Origin of the sequence: Streptomyces sp. NBRC 110035 (genome assembly GCF_000829695.1) — a bacterium.
Classification (GTDB): Bacteria; Actinomycetota; Actinomycetes; order Streptomycetales; family Streptomycetaceae; genus Streptomyces.
Genome location: NZ_BBNN01000068.1, coordinates 1 through 12,311 on the forward strand (window position 1 = coordinate 1; position 12,311 = coordinate 12,311).

Sequence of the window (12,311 nt, forward strand, 5' to 3'; positions counted from 1 at the left end):
CGAAGCGCACCGCCTCACGGACATGGGTCACCCAGTACGCGGGCGTGGTGAGTTCGCCGGGTGCGGCGATGCGGCCGGTCACGTTGGAGACCACGGGCAGCAGCGGGTCGGCGTAGGAGAGGTTCTCGGCGACCCTGCGGAACTCCTCCAGCATCGGCTCCATCAGCGGCGAGTGGAACGCGTGCGACACCCGCAGCCGGGACGTACGACGCCCCCGCTCACGGAACACCCCCGCCACAGCCTCCACCGCCGCCTCAACACCCGAAACCACCACCGAAGAAGGCCCGTTGACGGCCGCGACCGACACCCCGTCGGTCAGGTACGGCAGCACCTCCGCCTCCGTCGCCTCGACCGCCACCATCACACCACCGGCAGGCAGCGCCTGCATCAACCGGCCACGCGCAGCCACCAACGCACACGCGTCCGCGAGGGAGAACACACCCGCCACATACGCGGCCGCGATCTCACCGATCGAATGCCCCGCCACGAACTCCGGCCGCACCCCCCAGGCGTCCAGGAGGCGGTACAACGCCACTTCCAGGGCGAACAACCCCGCCTGGGCATACGCGGTCCGGTTCAGCGCCTCCGCGTCCTCGCCCCAGACCACCTCACGCAACGGCCGCCCCAGGTGACCGTCCAACCCCGCACACACCACATCGAACGCCTCCGCGAACACCGGAAAACGGCCGTACAGTTCACGACCCATCCCCAGCCGCTGCGAACCCTGACCCGAGAACAGGAAGGCGGTCGAGCCGCCCAGGGCGGTGCCTTCGAGGACGGCGGGGTGGGGTACGGCGCCGGTGAGGGCGGTGAGGGCCTGGGCGGTGGTGTCGGGGTCGGTGGCGAGGACCACCGCGCGGTGCGGGAGCGGGGCGCGGCTGGTCGCCAGGGAGAGGGCGATGTCGGCGTGCCGGGAACCGGCGGCCGAGGCGTTGACGTGTGCGAGGAGGCGTTCGGCCTGGGCGCGCAGCGCGGCCTCGGAGCGGGCGGACAACAGCCACGGGGTGACGGCGGGATCGACGGCCGGAGTCTCCGGTTCCGCGCCGTCGGTGGCGGGCGTTTCGTCCCCGTTGTCCGTGCCGGCGGAATCGGTGGCCTGTTCCAGCAGGACGTGGGCGTTGGTGCCGCTGATGCCGAAGGCGGAGACGCCGGCGCGGCGGGGGTGGTCGGCGGCGGGCCAGGGGGTGGCCTCGGTGAGGAGTTCGACGGCGCCGGCGGTCCAGTCGACGTGGGAGGTGGGCGTGTCGACGTGCAGGATGGCGGGCAGCAGGCCGTGGCGCATCGCCATGACCATCTTGATGACGCCCGCGACACCGGCTGCCGCCTGGGCGTGGCCGATGTTCGACTTGACGGCGCCGAGGCGCAGCGGCCGGTCGGCGGGCCGGTTTTGGCCGTAGGTGGCGAGGAGGGCCTGGGCCTCGATGGGGTCGCCGAGGGTGGTGCCGGTGCCGTGGGCCTCGACGGCGTCGACCTGGTCGGGGGTGAGGCGGGCGTCGGCGAGGGCGGCCTCGATGACCCGGCGCTGGGAGGGTCCGTTGGGGGCGGTGAGGCGGCTGCTGGCGCCGTCCTGGTTGACCGCTGTGCCGCGGATGACTGCGAGGACCTGGTGGCCGTTGCGGCGGGCGTCGGAGAGGCGCTCGACGAGGAGGACGCCGACGCCCTCGCCCCAGGCGGTGCCGTCGGCGGAGTCGGCGAAGGGCTTGCAGCGGCCGTCGGGGGCGAGGCCGCGCTGCCGGGAGAACTCGGTGAAGAGTTCGGTGGTCGGCATCATGGCGACGCCGCCGGCCAGGGCGAGGGAGCACTCGCCGGCGCGCAGGGCGCGGGCGGCGAGGTGGAGGGCGACCAGGGAGGAGGAGCAGGCGGTGTCGACGGTGACCGCCGGGCCCTCCAGGCCGAGGGTGTAGGAGATGCGGCCGGACAGGACGCTCATGGCGCCGCCGGTGAGGTTGTGGCCCTCGGTCTCCTCGGTGGTGCGGGACAGGGAGCCGTAGTTGGTGTCGGCGCCGCCGACGAAGACGCCGGTGTCGGTGTCGCGGAGGGAGGCGGGGCTGATGCGGGCGCGTTCGACGGCCTCCCAGGCGGTTTCCAGCAGGAGCCGCTGCTGGGGGTCCATGGCGAGGGCTTCGCGGGGGGCGATGCCGAAGAGGTCGGCGTCGAAGTCGGCGGCGCCGTCGAGGAAGCCTCCCTCGCGGACGTAGCTCTTGCCGGGGGTGCCGGGGTCGGGGTCGTAGAGGGAGTCGAGGTCCCAGCCGCGGTCCTCGGGCAGCGGGCCGACGGCGTCGGTGCCGTCGGCGACGAGCCGCCAGAGGTCCTCCGGGGAGCGGACGCCGCCGGGGAAGCGGCAGGCCATGCCGATGACGGCGATCGGCTCACTCTGTCCGGCCTCGACGGACTCAAGCCGCTGCCGGGTGCGACGCAGGTCTGCGGTGACCTTCTTGAGGTAGTCGCGGAGCTTGTCTTCGGAGCTTGCCATGGGGGTGGGATCCTCTGGTTCTGGAAGGACGCGGTGGCCGGCCGGGGACGTCAGGCGAGGCCGAGTTCGTTGTCGATCAGGTCGAACATCTCGTCGTCCGTGGTGGTGTCGAGGTCGGAGTCGTCGCGCTCGTCGCCGGGGGTCTCCGTGGTGGCGTCGAGCTTCCACTGGAGGGCCCGGAGACGCTTGGCCAGGCGGGCCCGGTCCTGGTCGTCGAGTTCGGTGCCGTTCAGGGCGGCCTCGAGGCCGGCCAGTTCGGCGAAGACGGGCTGGTCCGCGTCGCCGGATCCGGCGGGGCCGGTGCCGAGTTCGTCCCGCAGGTGGCGGACGAGGGCGGCCGGGTCCGGGTGGTCGAAGATGAGGGTGGTGGGCAGGGTCAGGCCCGTCTCCGCGTTGAGGCGGTTGCGGAGTTCGACCGCGGTCAGGGAGGACATGCCGAGGTCGAGGAAGCCACGCCCGGAGTCCAGGGCCTCGGCGGAGGCGTGGCCGAGGACGGCGGCGACGTGGCCGAGGACCGTGCGGTGCAGCAGGGCCTGCTGCCGGGGGCCGCTGAGTGCGGCGAGCCTGCGGCGGAAGTCCTGCGGTCCGCCCGTGGTTGCGGTGTCGGCGGCGCGGCGGACGGCCGGCCGGGCGAGGGCCCGCAGCAGCGGGGGCACCTGGCCGGCGCGCAGGACGCGCGGGTCGAGTCGTACGGGCACCAGGTGGGCGGTGTCCAGGGCGGTGGCCGCGTCGAGCAGGCCGAGGCCCTGGTCGGAGGTCAGGGGGCGGATGCCGGCCCGCTCCAGTCGGGCGAGGTCGGCTCCGTCGAGGGCGCCGGTGAGCTCGCTTCTGTTCTCCCAGAAGCCCCAGGCGAGGGAGACGGCGGTGAGGCCGCGGGCACGCCGGTGCTGGGCGAGTGCGTCGAGGAAGGCGTTGGCGGCGGCGTAGTTGGCCTGGCCGGGGCCGCCCGCGAGGCCCGCGTAGGAGGAGAACAGCACGAACGCGGAGAGCTTGGTGTCGCGGGTCAGTTCGTGCAGGTTCCACGCGGCGTCGGCCTTGGGCCGCAGGACGTGGTCGAGGCGTTCGGGGGTGAGGGTGTCGAGGAGACCGTCGTCGAGGACGCCGGCCGCGTGCACCACGGCGGTCAGGGGATGTGCGGCGGGTACGGCGGCGAGGGTCGCGGCGAGCTGGTCGCGGTCGGCGGCGTCGCAGGCGACGACGGAGACCTCGGCGCCGAGGGCGGTCAGTTCGTCGCGCAGGCCGGCGGCTCCGGGGGCGTCGGGGCCGCGGCGGCCGGTGAGCAGCAGGTGGCGTACGCCGTGCCGGGCGACGAGGTGCCGGGCGACGAGGGCGCCGAGGGCGCCGGTGCCGCCGGTGACCAGGACGGTGCCGGTCGCCGTGTCGTCGCCCCACGGGGTGCTGTCCGCGGGTGTGGTGCCGTCGCGGTCGGCGCGGACCAGGCGGGGCACGGTGACGGTACCGGAGCGTACGGCGAACTGGTGCTCGCCGGTGCGGTCGGAGGCGGCAACGGCGGCGATCAGGGCGGTGGCCGAGGCGTCGGCGCGGTCACCGTCCGTGGTGTCCGTGGCCGGGAGGTCCGTGTTCGGGTCGAGGTCGGCGAGGAGGAAGCGGCCGGGGTGTTCGGTCTGGGCGGAGCGCAGCAGGCCCCAGACGGTGGCGTCGGCGAGGGCAGGGACACTGTCGTCGGGTCCGGTGGCGAGGGCGCCCTCGGTCACCACGAGGAGCCGGGTGGCCGTGTGGCGCGGGTCGCTGAGCCAGGTGGTGGCCAGGTGCAGTGCCCGGTGGGCGGAGGTGTGGGCGGCGGACGCGGTGTCCCGGGCGGCCGCGCCGGCGGTGGCGTTGTCGTGGGTGTGGGGGACGACGACCAGCGCCGGCTGTTCGGTGTCGCCGCTGTCGAGGGCGGCGGTGAGGTCGTCGAGGGTGGCGTGGACGTGGACGGTGGCGCCGGCGCGTTCGAGAGCGGCGGTGAGGCGTCCGGGGCTTCCGACGACCGCCCAGGGGCCGGTGAGGTCCGCGGGGTCGGTGTCATCGGTCCACGGGGTCCACTCGACGCGGTGCAGGGCGTCCGGGGCGGTGGCGGACGGGAGCCGGTCGGGGGTGGCCGGGCGGGTGGCGGCGGTGGCGGTGAGGACGGGGGCTCCGGTGCCGTCGTGGGCGTGGACCGTCCAGGTGCCGCCGTCGCCGGTCAGCCGCAGACGCAGCCGGGTTGCGCCGGTGGCGTACGTGGTCACGTCCTGCCAGCGGTACGGCAGCGCGGGTGCGGTGGCGTGCTCGGGGGTGGCGGCCAGGGCGAGGGCCGTCTGGAGCAGCGCCGGGTGGGCGCGGAACCGGCCGGCGTCGGCGCGGGCGTCCTCGGGGAGTTCCACGTCGGCGAGGAGGTCGGTGCCGTGCTGCCACACCGCGCGCAGGGTGCGGAAGGCGGTGCCGGTGTCCAGGCCGCTGCGGTCGAGCCGGTCGTGGGCCCGGGCGGGGTCGGCGGGACGGGCGCCGGCGGGCGGCCAGGTGTCCGGTCCGGCCGGGGCGGGCGCAGGGCCGCCGGCGGTGAGGGTGCCGGTGGCGTTCAGGGTCCAGGGCACGTCGGTGCCGTCCGGGTCGGGTACGCGGGAGTGGACGGTGAGCGTGCGCCGGCCCGGGTCGCCGCCGGTACCCTCGGGTGCGGAGACGGTGATCTGGAGGTCGACGCGGCCCCGTTCGGGGACGGCGACCGGGGTGTGCTCGTCGAGGGTGGTGACGGTCGGGCTGCCGGTCTCGTCGCCGGCCCGTACCGCCCAGTCGAGCAGGGCGGTGGCGGGCACGACGGCGGTGCCGTGCACGCGGTGGGCGTCCAGCCAGGGCTGTGCGGTCAGCGACAGCCCGCCGCCGAGGACGGCGCCGCCGTCGGCGAGCCGTACGACCGTGTCGAGTCCGGTGGGGTCGGCCTGGGTGCCGGTCGCCTCCAGCCAGTACCGCTCGCGCTGGAAGGCGTAGGTGGGCAGGTCCACGGGGCGGCCGTGGACGACGGCGGGCCGCCAGTCGACGGGGACGCCGGCGACGTGGGCGGAGGCCAGCGCGGTCAGCACCCGGTCGGTGCCGCCGTCGTCGCGGCGCAGGGAGCCCAGGGCGACCGCGTCGGCGCCGGCTGCGGTGACGGTGTCCTCGATGCCGGCGGTGAGCACCGGGTGGGGGCTGCACTCGACGAACACGTCGTGGCCCTGGTCGAGGAGGCCGCGCAGGGACTCCTGCAGGCGGACGGTGCCGCGCAGGTTGCGGTGCCAGTAGGGGGCGTCCAGGGCGGTGCCGGGCAGCCAGTCGGCGGTGACGGTGGAGAAGAACGGGATGTCGCCGTCGCGGGGTTCGATGCCGTCCAGGGCGGCGGGCAGGGTCTCGGCGAGCCGGTCGACGTGCGCGGAGTGGGAGGCGTAGTCGACGGGGATGCGTCGGGCGCGCACGCCCCGTTCCTCGCAGGTGGCGAGGAGGCTGTCGAGGCCGTCGGTGTCGCCGGAGACCACCACGGAGGAGGGGCCGTTGACGGCGGCGACCGAGACGCCGGGCAGGTCGGTGACGAGGGCGGTGACGTCGTCGTGCGGGGCGGTGACGGCGGCCATGCCGCCGTGGCCGGAGAGTTCGCGGGCGATGGCGAGGCTGCGCACGGCGACGATCCGCGCGGCGTCCTCGAGGGACAGGGCGCCGCTGACGGCAGCGGCGGCGATCTCGCCCTGGGAGTGGCCGAGGACGGCGGCGGGCCTCAGGCCGTGGGCGCGCCACACCTCGGCGAGCGCGACCATCACCGCCCACAGTGCGGGCTGGGCCACGTCGACCCGGTCGAGGGAGGGCGCGCCGTCGGTGCCGCGCAGTACGTCGGTGAGGGACCAGTCGACGTGCGGGGCGAGGGCGTCGGCGCAGGCGTCGATCCGTGCGGCGAACACCGGTGAGGTGTCGAGGAGTTCGGCCCCCATGCCGGCCCACTGGGAGCCCTGGCCGGGGAAGACGAGGACGGCCCTGCGGTCGCGGCCGGCGCCCCGGCCGCCGCTGGTCACGGCGGGCGAGGGGGTGCCGTCGGCGAGGGCGGCGAGGCCGGCGCGGAAGTCGCCCGTGGTGGTGGCGACGACGACGGCGCGCCTCTCCAGGGTGGCCCGGCGGGTCACGAGGGACAGGGCGATGTCGGCGGGTGCGAGGCCGGGGTGCGCGTCGAGGTGGGCGAGCAGGGCGCGGGCCTGGCCGCGCAGGGCGGCGTCGCTGCGGGCGGACAGGATCCAGGGCAGCGGGCGGTCGGCACGGGCCTCCGGCGCGTCGTCGACGGCGGACTCCGGTTCGACGGCGGACTCCGTTTCGGCCGGGGCCTGTTCGAGGATGACGTGGGCGTTGGTGCCGCTGATGCCGAAGGACGACACACCGGCGCGTAGGGGGCGGGGGGTGGCCGGTTCGGGCCACCCGGTGGCCTCGGCGAGGACGCTGACGGCGCCGGCCGACCAGTCCACGTGCGGGGTGGGCGCGTCGACGTGCAGGCTCTTGGGCAGCAGGCCGTGCCGCAGGGCGAGGACCATCTTCATGACGCCGGCCACGCCCGCGGCGGCCTGGGTGTGGCCGAGGTTGGACTTGACGGAACCGAGCAGCAGGGGGCGTTCGGGGTCGTGGTCCTGGCCGTAGGTGGCGAGGAGGGCCTGGGCCTCGATCGGGTCGCCGAGGCGGGTGCCGGTGCCGTGCGCCTCGACGGCGTCGACCTCGGCGGCGCTGACGCCGGCGTCGGCCAGGGCCTGGCGGATGACGCGCTGCTGGGCGGGCCCGTTGGGGGCGGTCAGGCCGTTGGAGGCGCCGTCCTGGTTGATGGCGGAGCCACGCACGACGGCGAGGACCTGGTGTCCGTTGCGGCGGGCGTCGGAGAGCCGCTCGACGAGGATCAGGCCGACACCCTCGGAGAAGCCGGTGCCGTCGGCCGCGGCGGCGAACGGCTTGCAGCGGCCGTCGGCGGCGAGGCCGCGCTGGCGGGAGAAGTCGACGATGATCTCCGGTGAGGACATCACGGTGACGCCGCCGGCCAGGGCCATGGTGCACTCGCCGGCCCGCAGCGCCTGGAGCGCCATGTGCAGGGCGACGAGGGAGGAGGAGCAGGCGGTGTCGACGGTGACGGCCGGGCCCTCCAGGCCGAGGGAGTAGGCGACACGGCCGGAGACGATGCTGTTGGCGTTGCCGTTGTTGACGTAGCCGGCGATCTCGTCGGGGACGTGGGCGACGCGCTTGAGGTAGTCGCTGGATGACAGGCCGGCGAAGACGCCGGTGCGGCTGCCGCGCACCGACCGGGGGTCGATGCCGGCGCGTTCGAACGTCTCCCAGGCGGTCTCCAGCAGCAGGCGCTGCTGCGGGTCCATGGCGAGGGCCTCGCGGGGGGAGATCCCGAAGAAGTCGGCGTCGAAGTCGGCGGCGTCGTGCAGGAAGCCGCCCTCGCGGGTGCGGGAGGTGACCTGGTCGCCGGGCAGGGCGTCGTAGAGGCCGTCGAGGTCCCAGCCGCGGTCGCCGGGGAACTCGGCGATGGCGTCGGCGCCGTCGGCGAGGAGCCGCCACAGGTCCTCCGGGGAGCGCACCCCGCCGGGGAGGCGACAGGCCATGCCGACGATGGCGAACGGTTCGTCCCCCCGGGCGGCGGCCGGGAGGGGGGCCGGGGCGGCGGGCGCGGTGGCGGGGCTGCCGCCGGAGAGTTCGCCGTCGAGGTGGGCGGCGAGTTCGGCGAGGGTCGGATGGTCGAAGACGAGGGTGGCGGGCAGCCGCAGCGCGGTGGCGGCGTTGAGCCGGTTGCGCAGTTCGACGGCGGTCAGCGAGTCGAAGCCGAGGTCGCGGAAGGCGCGGCCGCCGTGCAGCTGGTCGGGGTCGGTGTGGCCGAGGACGGCGGCGGCGTGGGTGGCGACCAGGTCGCGCAGGAGGGTGAGCCGGTCGTCGGCGGACAGGCCGGCCAGGCGCAGCCGCAGTCCGTCGGTGCCGGTTGCGGCGCCCGCTTCGGCGGTGCGGCGGACCGGTCCCCGGTACAGGGCGCGCAGCAGGTGCGGTATCTCGCCGTCGCCGGTGCGCAGCCGGCCGGTGTCGAGGCGGACGGGGACCAGGTGCGGGCGCTGCTCGGTGAGCGCGGCGTCGAACAGGGCCATGCCGTCGGCGGCGGACAGCGGCAGGACGCCGGAGCGGCGGACGCGCGCGAGGTCGGTGTCGTCGAGGTGGCCGGTCATGGCGCTGGCGTCGGCCCACAGGCCCCAGGACAGGGAGGTGGTGGGCAGGCCGTCGGCGCGGCGACGGTGGGCGAGGGCGTCGAGGTAGGTGTTGGCGGCGGCGTAGTTGGCCTGGCCGGCGTTGCCGAAGACGCCGGCGCCGGCGGAGAACAGCACCAGGTCCGCGAGGTCGAGGTCGTGGGTGAGGCGGTGCAGGTGGCGGGCGGCGTCGGCCTTGGGGGCGAGGGCGGTGCGCAGCCGGTCGGGGGTGAGGTGTTCGAGGGCGCCGTCGTCGAGGACGCCGGCCGCGTGCACCACGGCGGTGAGCGGGTGTGCGGCGGGTACGGCGGCGAGGGTCGCGGCGAGCTGGTCGCGGTCGGCGGCGTCGCAGGCGACGACGGTCACCTCGGCGCCGAGGCCGGTGAGTTCGTCGCGCAGGCCGGCGGCTCCGGGGGCGTCGGGGCCGCGGCGGCCGGTGAGCAGCAGGTGGCGCATGCCGTGCCGGGCGACGAGGTGCCGGGCGAGGATGCCGCCGATGGTGCCGGTGCCGCCGGTGATCAGGACGGTGCCGTCGGGGTTCCAGGCGCGCGGCACGGTGAGGACGATCTTGCCGTAGTGCTTGGCCTGCGCCATGTGGCGGAAGGCGTCACGGGCGTGGTGGACGTCCCAGGTGACGGTGGGCAGTGGGCGGAGGGAGCCGTCGGCGAAGAGGCGGGTGAGGTCGGCGAACATCTCCCGGATGCGGTCCTCGCCGGCCTCGCGCAGTTCGTACGCCTGGTACAGGGCGACGCCGGGGTGGTCGAGGGTGACCTGATCGGGGTCGCGGACGTCGGTCCTGCCCATTTCGACGAGACGTCCGCCGGGGGCGAGCAGGTGCAGCGAGGCGTCGACGAATTCACCGGCCAGCGAGTTCAGTACGACGTCCACGCCGCGTCCGCCGCTGGTCTCCCGGAACCGGTCCTCGAAGTCGAGGGTGCGGGAGGAGGCCAGGTGGTCGTCGGCCCAGCCCTCGGCGCGCAGCAGGCGCCGCTTGTGGTCGCCGGCGGTGCCGTAGACCTCGGCGCCCCAGTGGCGGGCGAGCTGGGCGGCGGCCATGCCGACGCCGCCGGCGGCGGCGTGGACGAGGACGGACTCGCCGGCGGTGAGGCCGGCGAGGTCGCGCAGGCCGTAGTAGGCGGTGAGGAAGGCGACGGGGACGGAGGCGGCCTGGGTGAAGGTCCATCCGTCGGGCACGGGGGCGACCATGCGGGCGTCGGCGACGGCGTGGGTGCCGAAGCCGCCGGTGACCAGGCCCATGACGCGGTCGCCGGGGGCGAGGCCGGTGACGCCGGGGCCGGTGGCGGTGACGACGCCCGCGGCTTCGGCGCCGAGGAGCACGGCGGGTCCGGGGTACATGCCGAGGGTGTTGAGGACGTCGCGGAAGTTGAGTCCGGCGGCCCGTACCTCGATGAGGACGTGTCCGGGCGCGGGCTCGGCGGTGATCTCGGGGCAGGGCACCAGTTCCAGCTGGTCGACGGAGCCCTTGACCGGGATGTCGAGGCGCCAGGCGCCGGTGCCGGCGGGCGCGGTCAGGGTGTCGGCGGTGCGGGGGCGGGCCAGCCGGGGCGCGTGGGCGGTGCCCTGGCGCAGGGCGAGCTGCGGTTCGCCGGTGGCGAGCGCGGCGGGCAAAGCCCGCCAGGAGTCCTCGTGGACGTCGAGGTCGGCGAGGACGAGGCGGCCGGGGTGCTGGGACTGCGCGGAGCGCACCAGGCCCCAGACGGCGGCGCCGGGCAGGTCGTGCGCGGGGTCGCCGGGTCCGGTGGCGACGGCGCCCCGGGTGACCACGACGAGCGGGATCTCCGCGGTGCGGTCGTCGGCGAGCCAGTCGTTGACGGTGGTCAGGACCTCGCCGAGGACGGTGTCCGGGGCGGCCGGGGTGTCGTCGTCGGGGCGGGCCGCGGCCGGCGCGTCCTGTCCGGCGAACAGCAGCACGGCGGTGGGGCGTTGGCCGGTGGCGTCGTCGAGAGCCGTGAGGTCGGCGAGGACGGACAGCGGTGTGGTGCCGGTGTCGTCGGGGGCGGTGACGGGTGCGTCCGGGGTGCCGAGCACCGCCCAGCGGGTCGCGTCGGCGGGGGTGACGGCAGACGTGAGGGGGGTCCAGTCGAGGTGGAACAGCCAGTCGCGGGCGGCCCGTGCGGACGGGTCGAGGGTCTCTGCGGCCACCTCGCGCACGGCCAGCGCGTCGATGACGGCGACGGGCGCCCCGCTCGGGTCGGTCAGGTGGACGGTGACGGTGTCCTCGCCGGCCGGGGAGATCCGGACGCGCAGCGCGGTGGCGCCGGTGGCGTACAGGGACACGCCGGACCAGGCGAAGGGGACGACGGTGCGGTCGTCGCCGCCGGGGGCGAGCCCGGCGGCGTGCAGGGCGGCGTCGAGCAGGGCGGGGTGGATGCCGAACCGGGCGGCGTCGCCGCGCACCTGGTCGGGCAGGACGACCTCGGCGAAGACGTCGTCGCCACGCCGCCAGGTGGCGCGGACTCCCTGGAAGACGGGACCGTACTCATAGCCGCGGCCGGCAAGCAGGTCGTAGAAGCCGTCGGCGGCCAGGGCGGTGGCGCCGGGCGGCGGCCAGGCGGTGAAGTCCTCGGGCCCTGCCACGGCGGGGGTGCCCGGTTCGGCGAGGGTGCCCTGGGCGCGCAGGGTCCACAGGTCCTCGGTGTCGCCGTCGGGTCCGGTGGCCCGGGTGTGGACGGTGACGGGGCGGCGGCCGGAGTCGTCGGCGTCGCCGATGCCGATCTGGACCTGTACCTCGCCGCGCTCCTGGAGGACGACGGGGGCCTGGAGGGTCAGTTCGTCGACGCTGCCGACGCCGAGGACGTCGCCGGCGCGGATGACGGACTCGACGAGTGCGGTGCCGGGGACGATGACGGTGCCGGACACGGCGTGGTCGGCGAGCCAGGGCTGGCTGCGCAGGGACCAGCGGGCGGTGGCGACGAGTCCGTCGCCACCGGCGAGTTCGACCGAGGCTCCGAGCAGAGGGTGATCGGGGGACTCCAGTCCGGCGGAGGTGACGTCGCCGGAGGCGTCGGCGAAGCGGGGCCAGTAGTGCTGCCGCTGGAAGGGGTAGGTGGGGAGGTCGACGCGGCGGGGCCGGGTCCCGGCGTAGAAGACGTCCCAGTCGACGTCCGCTCCGTACGCCCACGCCTCGCCCAGCGACAGCGTGAACCGCTCCCAGCCCCCCTCACCCCGCCGCAGCGTGCCCACCACACCCGCGGCGACACCCGCGTCCTCGACCGTCTCACGCACCCCCGTCGCCACCACCGGATGCGCACTCACCTCCACCAGCACCCGGAAACCGTCCGCCAGCAACGCACGCGTCGCCGCCTCGAACTCCACCGTCCCCCGCAGGTTCCGATACCAGTACCCCGCGTCCAGCGACACGGTGTCGATCACCCCACCCGACACCGTCGAATAGAACGGAACCCCACCCGAACGCGGCACCACCGGAGCCAGCAGCTCCGCCAACTCCGCCTCGATACGCTCCACATGAGCCGAATGCGACGCGTAGTCCACCGCCACCCGACGCGCCCGCACACCCTGCGCCTCACACACCACCAGCAACTCGTCCAACGCGTCCGCGTCACCCGACACCACCACCGACGACGGCCCGTTCACCGCCGCCACCGACA

1 protein-coding gene and 1 pseudogene are annotated in these 12,311 nt (G+C 75.5%); both read right to left on the bottom strand.

Annotation, left to right across the window (positions count from 1 at the left end; translation table 11 throughout):
• Positions 1-2,473, bottom strand: a pseudogene (locus TU30_RS32190) (type I polyketide synthase); the annotation flags it as partial.
• A gap of 50 nt (positions 2,474-2,523) precedes the next feature.
• Positions 2,524-12,311 (bottom strand): type I polyketide synthase (locus TU30_RS38110; RefSeq protein WP_042177050.1); only part of this gene is annotated, 9,788 nt, incomplete at its 5' end.